The organism is Mycobacterium sp. URHB0021 (assembly GCF_054057895.1).
The window spans coordinates 2,761,186-2,775,945 of the sequence record NZ_JBSRZT010000002.1 but is presented as its reverse complement, the minus strand read 5'-3'; the positions used below and the strand labels follow the sequence as shown (position 1 = coordinate 2,775,945).

8 protein-coding genes and 11 pseudogenes are annotated in these 14,760 nt (G+C 64.8%); 11 read left to right on the top strand and 8 right to left on the bottom strand.

Features of this window, described 5'->3' with window-relative positions:
• Positions 1–65: 65 nt before the first annotated feature.
• From ACVWWN_RS15965 to ACVWWN_RS15935, 7 genes and pseudogenes are all read right to left on the bottom strand, one after another.
• Positions 66–707 (bottom strand): TetR/AcrR family transcriptional regulator, encoded by a 642-nt coding sequence (locus tag ACVWWN_RS15965; protein ID WP_457144752.1) that lies wholly within the window; start codon positions 705–707, stop codon positions 66–68.
• 124 nt (positions 708–831) lie between these two features.
• Positions 832–1,115, bottom strand: a pseudogene (locus ACVWWN_RS15960) (DUF1330 domain-containing protein).
• 16 nt (positions 1,116–1,131) lie between these two features.
• Positions 1,132–1,311: a ferredoxin gene (locus tag ACVWWN_RS15955; protein WP_457144751.1), complete on the bottom strand. Its 180-nt coding sequence runs from the start codon at positions 1,309–1,311 to the stop codon at positions 1,132–1,134.
• A gap of 43 nt (positions 1,312–1,354) precedes the next feature.
• Positions 1,355–1,623, bottom strand: a pseudogene (locus ACVWWN_RS15950) (2Fe-2S iron-sulfur cluster-binding protein); the annotation flags it as partial.
• An 87-nt stretch (positions 1,624–1,710) separates the two neighbouring features.
• On the bottom strand, positions 1,711–2,166 hold the full coding sequence (locus ACVWWN_RS15945) for a MarR family winged helix-turn-helix transcriptional regulator (RefSeq protein WP_457144750.1): 456 nt from the start codon (positions 2,164–2,166) through the stop codon (positions 1,711–1,713).
• A gap of 31 nt (positions 2,167–2,197) precedes the next feature.
• Positions 2,198–2,981, bottom strand: a pseudogene (locus ACVWWN_RS15940) (amidohydrolase family protein); the annotation flags it as partial.
• Positions 2,982–4,128, bottom strand: a pseudogene (locus tag ACVWWN_RS15935) (SRPBCC family protein); the annotation flags it as partial. It lies immediately after the preceding pseudogene.
• A 238-nt stretch (positions 4,129–4,366) separates the two neighbouring features.
• On the opposite strand from ACVWWN_RS15935, the pseudogene ACVWWN_RS15930 reads away from it, so the two are divergent.
• From ACVWWN_RS15930 to ACVWWN_RS15880, 11 genes and pseudogenes are all read left to right on the top strand, one after another.
• Positions 4,367–4,453 (top strand): annotated as a pseudogene (locus ACVWWN_RS15930) (hypothetical protein); the annotation flags it as partial.
• A 73-nt stretch (positions 4,454–4,526) separates the two neighbouring features.
• Positions 4,527–5,814 (top strand): annotated as a pseudogene (locus tag ACVWWN_RS15925) (aldehyde dehydrogenase family protein).
• Positions 5,815–5,904: 90 nt separating this feature from the next.
• Positions 5,905–6,700 (top strand): annotated as a pseudogene (locus ACVWWN_RS15920) (NAD-dependent epimerase/dehydratase family protein); the annotation flags it as partial.
• A pseudogene (locus tag ACVWWN_RS15915) lies at positions 6,697–7,261 on the top strand (hypothetical protein). The pseudogenes ACVWWN_RS15920 and ACVWWN_RS15915, both read left to right, overlap by 4 nt.
• Positions 7,262–7,590: 329 nt before the next feature.
• Positions 7,591–8,226, top strand: coding sequence for a TetR/AcrR family transcriptional regulator (locus tag ACVWWN_RS15910; protein WP_457144749.1), 636 nt, complete (start codon positions 7,591–7,593; stop codon positions 8,224–8,226).
• A gap of 92 nt (positions 8,227–8,318) precedes the next feature.
• A pseudogene (locus tag ACVWWN_RS15905) lies at positions 8,319–8,878 on the top strand (zinc-binding dehydrogenase); the annotation flags it as partial.
• Positions 8,879–8,897: 19 nt separating this feature from the next.
• Positions 8,898–10,199 carry an acyl-CoA dehydrogenase family protein gene (locus ACVWWN_RS15900; protein WP_457144748.1) on the top strand — a complete coding sequence of 434 codons (1,302 nt, stop codon included), beginning with the start codon at positions 8,898–8,900 and terminating at the stop codon, positions 10,197–10,199.
• Positions 10,196–10,591 (top strand): annotated as a pseudogene (locus ACVWWN_RS15895) (acyl-CoA dehydrogenase); the annotation flags it as partial. The gene ACVWWN_RS15900 and the pseudogene ACVWWN_RS15895, both read left to right, overlap by 4 nt.
• Positions 10,592–11,289: 698 nt before the next feature.
• On the top strand, positions 11,290–11,946 hold the full coding sequence (locus ACVWWN_RS15890; RefSeq protein WP_457144747.1) for a TetR/AcrR family transcriptional regulator: 657 nt from the start codon (positions 11,290–11,292) through the stop codon (positions 11,944–11,946).
• An 86-nt stretch (positions 11,947–12,032) separates the two neighbouring features.
• Positions 12,033–12,311, top strand: coding sequence for a hypothetical protein (locus tag ACVWWN_RS15885; protein ID WP_457149481.1), 279 nt, complete (start codon positions 12,033–12,035; stop codon positions 12,309–12,311).
• Positions 12,312–12,858: 547 nt separating this feature from the next.
• Positions 12,859–13,701: an SDR family NAD(P)-dependent oxidoreductase gene (locus tag ACVWWN_RS15880; protein ID WP_457144746.1), complete on the top strand. Its 843-nt coding sequence runs from the start codon at positions 12,859–12,861 to the stop codon at positions 13,699–13,701.
• Here ACVWWN_RS15880 and ACVWWN_RS15875 read toward each other — a convergent pair.
• Positions 13,674–14,308, bottom strand: a pseudogene (locus ACVWWN_RS15875) (SDR family oxidoreductase). The gene ACVWWN_RS15880 and the pseudogene ACVWWN_RS15875 overlap by 28 nt on opposite strands.
• Positions 14,309–14,760 lie beyond the last annotated feature (452 nt).

Here is a 14,760-nt window from a genome sequence, read left to right as displayed (position 1 = left end):
TAGCGTAATTAGCATTTGAGACTCCAATTAAGTGACACAGCTCTCTGCCTCGGCCATCGCGGAATCTAGCGGCTAGCCTTCTTCGGCCGCGTCCTGGGCTGCTTTTCGGTGTGCCCGAGCATGGCAGCCGCCTGCCGCAACAGGCCGTCGCGGAAGCGGTCCGCGGACGGTGTCGCGAAGTGCAGCACCCGGGGAACCATCGCCCCAGCGAGCGAGGCGAGCAGCAGGTTGACGACATCCTCGGGATCGGAGGCGCCCGCGAAAACACCGGCTTTGCGGCCGTCCACCACGGTCCTGACAAAGGACTCGCCGTAGCGTCGCCAGTTCTCCTCCCCGTAGTCCCGCAACTCCGCGTCGCGGATGCCGGAGCGCCAGAACTCGATCATCAACGCGAGCGTGCGCGCCGGCATGTTGAGGTTCCGGTTGATCAGTGCCACAAGCCGATTCCATGGATCGCTCTCGGCGTCCGCGACGGCCTCCAGCGCGAGCAGCTCGCGGTCGGTCGCCTGCCGCATGGCCTCGATGAGCATGTCCTCGCGGGACCCGAAGTAATTCTGCAGCGTGCTGATCGCCACTCCGCTGGCCGCCGCCACATCGGTGAACCGGGTGTTCTCGTACCCTCGTTCGGCGAGTACCTCCACCACCGCGTCGAGAACCGCGCTCCGGCGCGAACCGCCCGCGCGGCGGGTGCGGGAAGCTGGTGGCATATCGCTATCATACGGCGATGCCGGTGCGAGTTTCCGTTGTCCGGGAAAGTCGTGCCTGGACACGAAATAGACTGCGCCAGTTCAGGTTCCAGGGGCCGTGCCGCCGCGGGCCAGGAACCGGCCGTCACAGGCCGGAGACGATGACACCGTTAGAGTCGGCTGCCGCCTGGCGCAGCTTGGCGGCCTTCTGATACACCTCCGAGTGATACCACTCGCGCGTCGCGTCGACCGACTCGAATTCCAGCAAAACAGTCTGGCTGCCGTGCCACTCCCCTCGAGCACCTCGGGCTTCTGGTCGAATGACAGCAGCGTCGCGCCGGCCATCGCCTGGCTCGCCACGTTGCCGTATTCCGCCATCCCGGCCGGGTCCTTGATATTCTCGGTGAGGATGATGTAGCCCTTCGGCATCCGAACTCCCTGATTGTCAGTGGATGTCGACAATCGGTTGTTCAGGCCAGTTGTCGATCGCGTCTTTGGCCGCGCCTTCGAGGCCGGCAGGGACCTCCGACGGGTGGGCGATGGCGTAGTCGTCGTCGGTCATGGTGAACACGTCTAAACACAGCGTCAGGCACATGCCGTGGCCGCGGCAGCGGTCTTCGTCCACGCGGACTAGGTCATGACTCTGCCATCCAGTCCCCTTCAGCTTTCTACTCGTAGATCACCCGAACGGTGCGACTGGTCGGCAGCGCCTGGCAGGTGAGCACCCAGCCCTCGGCCACCTTGCCATCTTCGAGTGCGTCGTTGTTCAGCATCCGGGCGCCGCCCTGGATGACGCGTGCGATACACGTTCCGCAGGACCCGGTTGACACGAATACGGGGGTTGCAGGCCAGCTAACCGCGCCGTCTGCAGCAGGGTGTTGCCGGCCCGATAGGTCGCGATCGTGGTCCGGCCGTCAAGTTCGATGACGACCTCTTCGGCCTCAATGACGGCGACATCTTTTTCGGCGTCGTCACTCATCAGAATCCATATTATCAAGTACCTGTCATTGGTATCACGGGCTTACTACTCAGGCCCGATGTGGTCGGTGTGCAATGGGTGCCCGGTGCCCTGTTCGATGACCCGGCCGAGCAGGTCGCGCAGCGTTTCCTGCTCGAGGCTGTTGAGCACTCCGAAAACCTGGTCGTGCGCGGCGATCGCGTCGCTGACCACCGCCTCGGCCACCTTGCGCCCCTGGGCGGTGAGAAAGGCCTGCAGGATCCGGCCGTGTTGCGGATCCTGTTTGCGCTCCACCAGGCCACGGCGCTCGAGCTCCTTCAGGGCCAGCTGCACGCCCTGTGGGCTGATGAGCAACCGGCGCGCCAGATCCGCGCCGGACAGGCCCGGCTCGGTGGCCAGTTGACGCAACATGCCGATCTGTGCGGTGCTGACACCGTGCTCACTCACCGCGTCGTTCACCGTCGTCAGCGAGAAGTACCACGCCTGCTTGAGCAACCAGAGAATGTTGTCTCTCTGTTCCATGCCAGCTCCTCCCGTCGGCGTCACCGCGCCGCTAGTTCTTGTAGAGCGCACCATTTTTCATGACGAACCGCACGTCGAGCGTGGTGGCGATATCGCACGACGGATCGCCCGGTACCGCGATGACGTCCGCGAGATATCCCGGTGCAAGGCGCCCGAGTTCGTTGTCGACCTCGCTCAGCTCCGCACTGACGACCGTTGCGGCCCGGATCGCCTGCATGGGCGTCATGCCCCTGTCCACCAGAGCGCACAGTTCTTTGGCGTTCTGTCCGTGTGGAATCGCCGGGGCATCGGTGCCGCATGCGATGCGCATCCCGCGGCGATCGCCTCGGGCGCCATGTGCCGACGGCCATCGCCTCGGTGAGGTACGTCGTTGACACGAGGAAGGTGCCATGGTCGACCATCATCGCAATGTGTCGTCGGTTGCGAGGAGACGTGCTCGATGCGGTCGATGCCGGCCCAGATGCACGCCCGGATGGCGCTGTCCCCGACGGCGTGCGCCGCCACGCGCACGCCCGCCCATGGGCCTCGTCGGCGATCGCAGCGAACTCCTCATCGGAGTACTGCTGGGCACCCGGCGCAGTGCTGTGTGGCATCACGCCACCTGAGGCGGAAACCTTGATCAGCCTGGCGCCGTGCCGAATCTGATAACGCACACATGCCCGCACATCGTCGACACCGTTGGCGATCCCCTCGGCCACCGACAGCGGCATGATGCCGGGCGCGAGCCGATGGAACACCGTGGGGCCGAGGTGCCCACCGTAGGGCCTGACCGCGTGCCCCACCGGAACGATTCGCGGTCCGACATGCCAGCCCTCAACCTCCTGGTCGCAGGGCAGGAATTTGTCGACGACCTGTGATTCGACCATGGTTTGGGTGGCCTCCAAGGTGTTGGTGTTGGCGTCCTGCAGGCCGTACTCCTTGAACGAGAGCGCGGCCAGTTCTTGCGCGATGCGCTCCCGCGGCGTGCGCGGCTTTGGGAAGTACAGCGTGCCCTCGAAGAGGTGCGAGTTATACGACGTCGGCCAGTAGTGGTGGGTCAGGTACCAGCCCTGACCCCAGACCAGGATGACGAAATTCGGGAACAGCTGGAACGAATGCAGGCCCCAGGGATCACATTTCGCTGGGTTGAGTCCCGGCGGCATGTCTCCCAGATCGGGTTTGTCCCATGGCCCGAACAGCCCACTCTGGCAGATGTCCTCGTTAGGCTTGCGTATCTCGGCGTCCATTTCCCACGCCCGGATACCCGATGTGCTGACCAGCCGGTGCGGGCCGTCGATGCGGTAGTGGGGAGCCTCGAATCCGGCCTCCGCCGCGGCTTTTGAATACTTGGACGGCGACTGGTTCGCGTACAGGACGGGTGCGTGGTAGAACTCCTGGAAGGCGTCCATGGAGGGCTTCCAATTGGCCTTGACCGCGGAGCGATAGTAGAACCGCGAGGTCATTTCGGAGAACGGGTATCCCTCGAGCCCGGTGATCATTGGGCCGAGGAAATCGCGAAGCGTCTGCTCGGGTGGTTCAGCGTTGCTCGCGAAGTTGACGAAGATGAATCCCTGCCAAACGTCGCAGTGCGCGCTCACCAGGCCGTAACGGCTCTTGTCATCGAAGAACTCTTCCTCCTGCTGCACGAACGTCAGGTTGCCGTCGAGGTCGTAGCGCCAGGCATGGTATTTGCAGGTGAACTGCCGACAGACGCCGCTGGTTTCCTCCAGCGGCATATCGTTCTAAACCAGATTGTTTCCGCGATGCCGACAGGTGTTGTGATAAGCCTTGACCTCCCCCGCGGCGTTTCGCACGATGATGATCGACGTATTGGCCGCCTTTATCTCCTTTGTGAAGTAACTGCCTTTTCGGGGAAGTTGTTCAATGCGGCCGACATTCAGCCAGGCGCGCATGAAGACCCGTTCCCAGCTGCGGATAGTGCTCCGTCCAGCTGCCGTCGGGCGGTTTGGGGAAACGGGGCATCGGCTTCTCCTGTCCACTCTTTGGCAATCAGCAACGCACCATTGCTTTTTCACCCATTCCGCAGGAGCCTGCAACGCCGACGGTATATGCTTCGACGGGTAATCACAAGTAGTTGATACTCTAGTGCGGGGAAGGGGATGCTGGCTTGTGCCGGGACGAACTGTTCATTGGTGGCCGGTGGTCGAAAGCGAGCACTGACCAGCGCATCGAGATCATTTCCCCGCATACCGAAACGCCGGTGACGCAGGTTGCCGCCGCCGGACCTGCCGATGTCGACGCGGCCGTGCAGTCCGCCCGGGTCGCATTCGACACCGGACCGTGGCCGCGAATCGAGCCGGCCGAGCGCATCGAGGTTGTACGCAGGCTGGCGGAAGGTGTACGGCGAACGACGTTCGGAGATGGCCGAGGTCATCACATCCGAGATCGGTGCCCCGATCAGCTTCGCGCAGCGGGCGCAGGTCGCGCTGCCGTACATCATGATGAAGGCGTTCTGCGATCTGGCCGAGGCCTATCCCTGGCGCGAGGCGAGGCCGGGGCTGTACGGCTCCGATGTGCACATCCGTCGCGAGCCGGTCGGCGTCGCCGCGGCCATCGTGCCGTGGAACATGCCGCAGTTCCTCATCGTCACGAAGCATTCCCGCACTACTGGCCGGCTGCACGGTGGTTTCATACCCGCACCGGAATCACCGCTGAATGCACTGCTCCTCGCGGAGATGATCGCGGAGTCGGCATTGCCCGAGGTGTGGTGAGCGTGCTGCCCGGCGATGCGGCGGTCGGCGAATATCTGGTGAGTCACCCGGGTGTGGGCAAGGTGTCCTTCACCGGTTCGACAGCCGCGGGCAAGGCCGTCGCCGCGGCATGCGCCGGCGACCCGCGCCGGGTCAGCCTCGAACTGGGCGGCAAATCAGCCACGATCATCCTCGACGACGCCGATCCCGGCACCGTCGCCATCGGCGTCCGATCGGCCAGCCTGTCCAACAGTGGTCAGATCTGCAACGCCCTGACCCGCATCCTCGTTCCGGCCCATCGCGCCGGCGACTTCACCGACGCACTGGCCACCGAGATGACGTCGATAGCGGTCGGGGATCCGACGGAGGACGTCACCCAGGTCGGTCCGGTCGTCGCGCAACGCCAGCAGGCGCGGATGCGCGGCAACATCGAGACGGGCCAGACGGAGCGGGCCCGCCTCGTCGTCGGCGGCACTGCGATGCCCGACGGCCCGGACCGGGCTGGTATGTCCGACCCACGTTGTTCGCCGACGCCGACAATTCGATGCGCATCGCCCGCGAGGAGAACTTTGATCCCGTGCTGACGGTCATTGCCTACGAGGACGAAGACGACGCGGTCCGCATCGCCAACGATTACGACTACGGCCTGACCGGGTCGGTGTACACCGCCGACACCGATCGCGGCCTCGAGGTCGCCGTGCGCGTTCGCCCCGGCACGTTCGGCGTCAAACAGGACTACACGATGGACCCGTTCGCACCTTCGGGGTGTCAAAGCCAGCGGATACGGACGCGAGTTGGGCGCGAGGGCATCGACGGCTTCACCGACAGCAAGTCCATTTCCGTGGCCGGAGGCCACATTCCGGCTTCCGTGGCCGGAGGCCACATTCCGGCTTCCGTGGGCGTCGAGCACCTAGGTGACGCGGAAATTCGCGTGGTCGACCACTTAACGCCGAGGTAACCGGTTCGCGTACATCCACGGCCTGTCAATCGGTTGAGTAATACCCGGGAGTCAGGGCAGCGCCGACAAGTCAGCGTGCGGGCAGGCCACCTGAAGGCTGCGGCAGACCGGGACAAGCTCACGGACGCCGAAATCATACCCGTGGCGCTCGACATGACCGCACCCGACTTCTCCACGCTGCCAGACGATTTCAGCTACGTCTTGCATGCGGCGGTAGATGCCGGCACCGATGACTGGACACGATGCGTCGAGACGAACGCGCACAACTCGGGCGAACTGCTCCACCACTGCCGCACCGCCAAGGGCTTCGTCTTCTGCTCGACCGGTTCGATCTACGCCTACCAGGGCCGGCGTCCGCTGCGCGAAACCGACCCACGAGTGGTGCCGCTACGGCCCAACTACAGCGTCTCCAAGATCGCGACGGAGTCGGTGTGCACCTGGATCGCCAAGCGGTACCGGATTCCACTGACGATCATCCGGATCTGCTCCACATATGGGCCCGAAGGCGGTGCACCGGCCGACCGCCTCGAGGCGATATTGGTGCGTAAGCCGATAGGACTTCACTCGGACAAGCCGAACAATTACCACTCGATCTACGCAGACGATTACGTCGAGCTCGGCATCCGGGCGATGGAGATCGCCGACATCCCGCCGGTGGTGGTGAACTGGGCGGGCAGTGAGACCGTCAGCGTCGAGGATTACTGCACCTACATGGCGGTCTCGTCGGCGTCAAGCCCGGCTTCGAATTCACATCCGACGCCCACACCCGTAGTGGCCGGACGTAATCCGAATGTACGAGGTGCTCGGCCGCACGAAAGTGCCTTGGCGAGAGGGTTTCCGCCGAATGGTCGCCGCCCGTCACCCCGAAATCGAGGTCGCTGAATGACATTGCCGCGAAAGCCGTCCGACGAGGTCGATGGCATGCTCGCCGTCGGACGCGGCGAGATCGGCACGCTGTTCGTCTCCATGGCGCGACGCCACCCCGAAGGGCGTGATGCCGAATACCTGCCCTGGCACACCCTCGACCACCGTCCCGAACAGCATCGGCTGGCTGGCGTGAGCGCCTCCCTGAGACTGGTGTCGACGCCCGCCTGCCGGGCCGTGAGGGCGCACAGCGATGAGCGTCTCGATGCGATCGACCACGTCGTGACCTACTTCTTCACCGACCAGAGCGGGCTGACGGGTTTCCTCCAACTCTCATCAGCGCTGGGCGACGCGGACCGCATGCTGCCGCTGCTGCCGCCTCCAGCGCGGCGTCTAAGCCGTGCAGGGCAAGGCGTCCGCGCCGCGCGTCAAGATCGGCGCCGACGTCTTGCACCCTGATGGCCCAGGCGGGGCGTCTACCTGCTGCGAGAAACCGGCACCGCCGATCGAACTCACCGGACCCCTGCTGGCCGCACCCTTCCACCCGGTCGCACCGTACGAGTGGGATGGCTATGTGCCCTAGTGGGTTCGCATGCGTATCGGCCTGATGGTCAGCTCGGACGAGGAACGGCCACGCGCGGACCGGCTCAGCGGTCTACTGGATGAGGGGAACACCGCGGAGATCGCCCGGGGGCCTGCGCGGATTCGCCGACCTCACATCGACGGCGGCCGACTCCCGCACATCGCACTGCAGCCACGTGACGCCAGCTCGCTTGGATGGCGGAGTCCGATAGTGACGAGAATGCGCCTGGCCTGCGGTGGAGAACTCATTCGTCATAGTTAGACAGACGTCAACTATATACACGGGCCAAATTGCTGTTACAGTCCGGCTGTGCCGAATATGCCGATGGCATGGTAGTTGACGGTGGTCAGCGTCGGGCATCCTTTCAGCGGGCGCGATCGCACGAGACCAAGCGCGGTCTGGTTCAGGCCGCGATGGCGCTGTGGCGGACCAAGGGCTACGCCAAGACGACGGTCGCCGACATCTGCCGGGCGGCCGGAGTCTCGCGGGCGCTGTTCTACTTCTATTTCCCGGCCAAAGAAGACGTGCTCTTCGAGGTCGGCCTGCTGTCCACCAGGGCCGCGCAGAAAACGGTGCACGCACTGTTGGGCACCGAGTACGAGGTGGAGGCCGTGATCGCCCGAGCGTTGCGCAGCCTGGAGCGGTCGATGGCGCGCAATCCTCGCGAACTGATCATCGAAACGATCCTCGAGGGCTACCGTCATGAACACCGGATCCTGGCCGGAGACGAGTCGGACCGATCCGACGCCGACATGTTCGGCGAACTCCTCGCCAGGGCGCAGACCGACGGCAAGCTGGCCGCGCACATCGACATCGGACATCTGTCCCTCCTGGCGCAGATGCACGTCAGGGAGGGAGTGCGGCACTGGGCCGGGGGCAGTTTCGGCGACCGATCGTTCGCCGACGTCGTCACGCGCGACATCGCGGCCTTGATCGCCGGCTACAACCAGGAGCCGGCCCGTTGAGGGTCGCGATGGTGACCGCACCGGGTGAGGCGACCGTCGTCGACGTCCCGGTGCCGACGGCCGGGCCTTCGGACGTACTCGTCAAGATGCGCCTGGAAGTCGCGCCCGAGCACATACCGTTCGACGTCGCCGCGCTCAACGAGCCGGTGGCCGTCCTCCGCCACGGGGTAAATCGCTGTGCCCCAGAGCCACCGACAAGGTCGTCGTGTTCGGCGCAGGCCCGATCGGACTCGGCGCGACGATGGTCAACTCCGCCGACGAGGACGTCATGCAACGTCTGCTCGAACGACGCGGCGCGCGCGACTCGATGTTTCCCGGCAAGGCGGGCACCGACATCTATTTCGACGCCGCGGGTGCGCCCGCGGTGATCAACACTGCGCTGGCAGCAGCCATGCCAGGCGTCCGGCTTGGGGTGGTCGCCGTGCACAACGAATCCGTGCCAGTCCATTTCGTCAACATCATGAGCAATGAGATCACCATCGTCGGATCGATGGGCTACCGCGACGAGATCTTCGAAGTCACCGAAGATCTGATCGTGAAGTGGGAGAAATACGGGGTGATCATCAGCCACCCGATCCTCTTCGACGATGTCGGCGAGACCCTGCGGATCACCTCCACCCCCGGCGCGGCCGACAAGGTCATCACCACGTTCAACCGAGAGGAGACCTTCAATGGCATGGGATTTCGAGACCGACCCCGAGTACCAGAGAATTCTAGACTGGGCGGACGAGTTCGTCCGGGACGAAGTCGAGCCGCTCGACCTCGCGTTTCCGCATCAGCAGTTCGTGCCGCTGGACGGCAAGCGCCGTCAGGCGGTCGACCCGCTCAAGGACGAAGTGCGCCGGCGGGGCTTGTGGGCGACCCACCTCGGTCCCGAGTTGGGCGGCCAGGGCTACGGACAGCTCAAGCTCGCGCTGCTCAACGAGATCCTCGGGCGCTCGCAGTGGGCCCCCATCGTGTTCGGTTGCCAGGCGCCGGACACCGGAAATGCGGAGATCATCGCCCACTTCGGCACTGAGGAACAGAAGGAGCGCTACCTGCAGCCGCTGCTCACCGGTGAACTGTTCTCCAGCTACTCGATGACCGAACCGCACGCCGGCGCGGACCCCACCCTGTTCAAGACGCAGGCGGTGCGCGACGGCGACGACTGGGTGATCAACGGCTGGAAGTTCTTCTCCTCCAATGCCAAGACTGCGTCGTTCCTGATCGTGATGGTGGTGACCAACCCGGACGTCAGCGCCTACCAGGGCATGTCGATGTTCCTGGTCCCGACTGACACGCCAGGCGTGAACATCGTCCGCAACATCGGGCTGCACGGTGAGCGCGAAGGCGAGGGGTCGCACGCGCTCATCCACTACGACAACGTGCGGGTGCCGTCCGATGCCGTGCTGGGCGGCGAGGGACAGGCGTTCGTCATCGCCCAGACCCGGCTCGGCGGTGGGCGGATCCACCACGCGATGCGCACGATTGGGCTGTCGCGTAAGGCCCTCGACATGATGTGTGAACGCGCGCTGAGCCGCGAGACACAGGGCAGCCGACTGTCGGAGAAACAGTTCGTGCAGGGTTACATCGCTGATTCGTATGCGCAGCTAGTCCAGTTCCGGCTGATGGTGCTCTACACCGCGTGGGAGATCGACAAGTACAACAACTACAAAAAGGTCCGAAAGGACATCGCCGCAGTCAAGGTCGTCATGCCCACGGTTCTGCACGACATCGCCTGGCGGGCAATGCAGGTACACGGTGCCCTCGGTGTCACCAACGAGATGCCGTTCATGGGGATGGTGACCGGTGCGGCGGTGATGGGGCTGGCCGACGGTCCGACCGAGGTACACAAGACGACGGTGGCCAAACAGGTGTTGCGCGACTACCGGCCCACCGACGATACCTGGCCCACCGAGTGGACACCGCGCAAGCGCGAAGCCGCGCGCGCGAAATACGCCGACTACCTGGAACACGAAGTGGGCAACCTGTGAGTGAAATCGACGCTTGCGCAGGTTGCCGAATGGATCGACAGCGCAGTGCTGCCCAGGAAGGCGAACGGCTGCAGGAGCTTCCTGTCCGCCGGCACCAGAATGTGATCTACCAGATCCGCCGTGGCGAAGGGTCTGCGTGCTCCGGATGCCACCGCCCGAAGCTCCGCCCGACTGCGACAAGGGCATCGCGCGAGTGGCGGATCATCGAGGCGCTCGACGGCACCGAGGTGCCGCACACCAAGGCGGTCGGGGCGTGCCCGGACGCCTCCGTGCCGGGCACGCCGTATAACCTGATGGGGTTCGTCGACGGCTGGTCGCCGCTGGACCAGGGGACGCGGCCCGGGCCGTTCGACAGCGACCCGATCGCGACCGGGCTGGCCGACCAGTGGGCCACCGATGCGCGCGTGGCCCGGCCCTACGCGAGCACCCAGCGAGGTGATGATGGTGATCATCTCGAAGTCACTGGGCTCTAAGACCTGATCCGGATCGGGCTACCTGATGGACTATCCGATCGCCACCACGTGCAGTTGGCCGTGATGTTCTCGGTTAAGAAACCGTCTTCCTCAAATAGAGAATCAATGTCCGTCGCCCTCGGGCCAGCGGGTACCGTCGCGGTCCCGGCCGTGATCGCTCCAACCAGCGAACCTGACCGTCGGGATTGACGATCCGCGAGGAATTGCGAAACCCATTGGCGATGTATCAGAACCTAATTCTCACGAACGAGGGCAGGCGCGCCGTGCGTGTGCCACGCGGCTGGCGGACCAGTGGACGACGACCGATCAGGCACTCGCCGTGATGCCTGGGCAAGAGCGCCGCAATCCGAGAACGCATCCACGCGGTCATCTCCGCCCGCAGTATTGAGTACCGCTTACCGCCGCTGCTGCGGGGGCGTGCCGAACGAGATCAGCGACACGGAAATGATACCGACGCACCTAAGACTGCGGATGTTCAGAATGAGAGTTAGTTCTCTTGGTGAGAAAGTTTTGCTCTCTGACACGTCGGCCGCGAGCGGGTCGAGGACCGCAATGGCAAGGCGTCCTCCGATACAGTCAGTTCATGTTCTCCCTAATCAGCCCGATTTGACCGCCAGGTGACCAGTCCGAGCGACGAACCAGCCTGGAAGCAGCGCGCGGTCGAGCGATCGATCAAGACGGCGAAGCTCCGGGCGGCGCAGCGGGTGCAGCGATTCCTGGACGCCGCCGAGGCGATCATCATCGAGAAGGGCAGCACGGACTTCACCGTGCAACAGGTCGTCGACCGCTCGCGCCAGTCTTTACGAAGCTTCTACCTGCAGTTTGATGGTAAGCATGAGCTGCTGCTCGCCCTGTTCGAAGATGCTCTGAGCCGCTCGGCCGAACAGATCCGCGCCGCGACGTCGAGCCAGGATGATCCGCTCGAGCGCTTGAAGGTGGCCATCCAGCTACTGTTCGAGTCGTCCCGGCCGGACCCCACCGCGCGGCGGCCCCTGTTCACGGATTTCGCGCCGCAGTTGCTGGTGTCGCATCCGTCCGAGGTTAAAACCGCCCACGCACCGTTGCTGGCGCTGCTCACAGAGCTGATGGAAAGCGCCCGCGCAGCAGGCCAATTGCGTCCAGAAATCAACCCGACGCGAATGGCCGTGATGACCATGCAGACCGTGATGTGCGTCGCACAGTCGAGCGGCGAATCCGACGACGGAGTCGCGGACCAGCCCATTACCCCAGATGAAATCTGGGACTTCTGCTCTCACGGTTTCGCCACCGACTAGACCGAGAATTTCGTTCTCGTCGCGTAGAACGTCGTCTTCACAAGGTTGGTCCCTGACCTCTGGTCCCATCTGCTGCGTGCCTTCACATGTCCAAGGAGCCACGGCCGGACAAGGCGGGTCACATCCCAGCACGCGGTGTCGCCAAGGAAGGCCGGGCCGACGAGCCCATTCACTACGAGGTGACGCGCCACCACGATGGGCGGTCCTTCGCGGGCCTCACCATCACCGCCCGTCAGAACCGCGGCGTGTCACCACCTCTGCGCGCTGAGCCGCTCATGGACGTGAACAACGTGTTGGTCGACCATGAAACCTTCAGCTCGGCCCGTGGCGCCATTGTCGAGTTGATCAAGGCCAACATCGAGTGACGCCAGTGGCGGGCATCGAATCCAGATCGTGTACGTCTGCGCGGAAGTAGCGCTTGGTGACCGACCCTTCCTAGTTCTTGATCTGCCGAGTGAACCCGGGATCCCACTTGGCGACCTGCCCCCAGCGCTTCGATCCGAAGGCCATGCCCCGTTCAAAGCCGACGCCTTCGAGAACGCGCTACCCGCCGACGGTGAAGATGTACAGCGTGGATGTCCGCGACGGGGCGTGGGCCTTCGCCGCGGCGACCACCGCTGACGTCGCCGGGGAGATCCTGCTCATCGCGGGCGATGACAACCACAATTTGAGACGGCGACATCGGCCCCTCGTTCGCCCCCACCCGCGGCCTCAAGGAGGCTACCGGCGGTCGGCGGGGTAGTCCCGACGACATCAACGACGACTGGCTCGTCGCCGACTGCACGAACACGGCGCGCAGCAAGCACTGCAGTTCTAGCACCCTTCATGGCCCGACTTGCTGACCGATCCATAGGGTGCGATCTGTGCGAACGCTCGGCGGGCCCGGCCCGGACAAGCCGTAGTGTTCGGGATGTGGATGGTTTCGACGGACGCGCCGCAGTCATCACCGGCGGCGCCAACGGCATAGGGCTCGCGACGGCACGGGAGTTCGCCCGGCGCGGTGCCCGCCTCATGCTCGGTGACATCGATGAGAACGCGCTCGACACCGCGGTCGCGACGCTGCGCACCGAGGGTTTCGACGCGAACGGCTTTGTCTGCGACGTGCGCAGGCTCGACGAGGTCAGTCACTTGGCCGATGAGGCGTTTCGCGTGTTCGGTGAGGTGCACGTGGTCTTCAACAACGCGGGCATCGCCTACGCCGGTCCGATCGCGGCGACCAGCCACGACGACTGGCGCTTCGTCATCGACGTCGACCTGTGGGGCCCGATCCACGGCGTGGAGGCGTTCCTGCCGCGCCTGATCCCGCAGCAGGGCGACAGCCACATGGTGTTCACCTCGTCGTTCGCCGGGCTGATCCCGAACGTGGGCCTCGGACCGTACTGCGTGGCGAAGTACGGCGTCGTCGCGCTCGCCGAGACGCTGGCCAGGGAGGCACGGCCCAACGGCATCGGGGTAACGGTGCTGTGCCCGATGATCGTCGAGACCGACCTGCTCGCCAATACCGAACGCGTCAGATGCGCGGACTACGCCCGAGCGACGCCGTCGGCGGCCGAAAATGTTCAGCAGTTGGCCTCCGCGCCCACCGACGACTCCGTGCTCGACGTAGTGGATGTGGCGCGGTTGACCGCCGAGGCGATCCTGGCGAACCGGCTCTACGTCCTGCCTCACCGCGCGTCGCGGGAATCGATCCGGCGCAGGTTCGAACGCATCGACCGCACCTTCGACGATCAGAACGCCGAGGGGTGGCGGCATTGATCAACCGGGGCCCAGTGGTAGTCCGCCCCTCTGCGGTTGTAGCACCAACCACTCGCGGCCTGCGTTCCGCCGTCGACGTGGATCGTCTGGCCGGTGATACAGCTCGACATCTCCGACGCATGGAAAACGCTGCCGCGCCTGCCATCTCGTCGACATGACGGGGCCGGCCCATCGGAATCAAGTGGCCGGCGTTCTGCGTAGACCATCCGGCGAAATGCGCAGCAGTCCCTCGGCCATGGTGAGGTCAGGGGCGAGCACGTTCAGCCGGATGTTGTGTGGCGGCAACTCCAGAGCGGCCGTCTTGGTGTAGTCGATGACGGGGCCTTGGCGGTCGCGTAGGCCGCGTCCCCGGGGCGGCACGGAGCGCGTCCCAGCCGTTCTCGGTGGTGTCCAACAGCGGCGAGCCGAACACCCCGCCGTCGACCTGGTCGCCGTCGCCCACATCGGTCTTGAAGCCCACTGCGCCAACGGCTTTCGGACAGACGCACACGTGTCGGCGTTTCGTTCCTCGATGGCCACCGATGCGCCGAACGAGACCTTCCGCAATACCGCGGCCGATGCCCTCTCCCCCGCCGGTCACGACCGCGACGCAGCCGGTGAGCAGGATTTCGACAGTTCGATGGTCACCGGTTCAAACCAGCGGGCGAGCCCTGGCCGCTCACGCCCTTGACCTGCTCGGCGCGATGCATGGCCGGCGCTCGTCTGATCACCCCATCGGATTCGAGTTCGGCGATCTGCTCCTCGATCAGGCCGAGACCGGACAGTATCTCGTGGTTGTGTACGCCGAGCAGACGTGCCGGGCGGGTGTGGACCCCGGCTCGCCCGCGGGAGGACGTGAACGCCAGCGCGCTGTGCCGGGTCCGCTCATTGGCGTTGGTGTTGAGACCCGAGAAGATCGGCGACTTCTCCCCACCACCGGTCCTCGGTGACCGGTACTCCCGCGATCAAGCGCGTGCCGTCGGGATGGTGGGTGGGCTCGACGTAGGACGTCGGACCCGAGAGCCCATTTCGTCTCGTTGATCTCGAGCACTTGCGGTGGCGGCGCGAACGGGCCCGGGC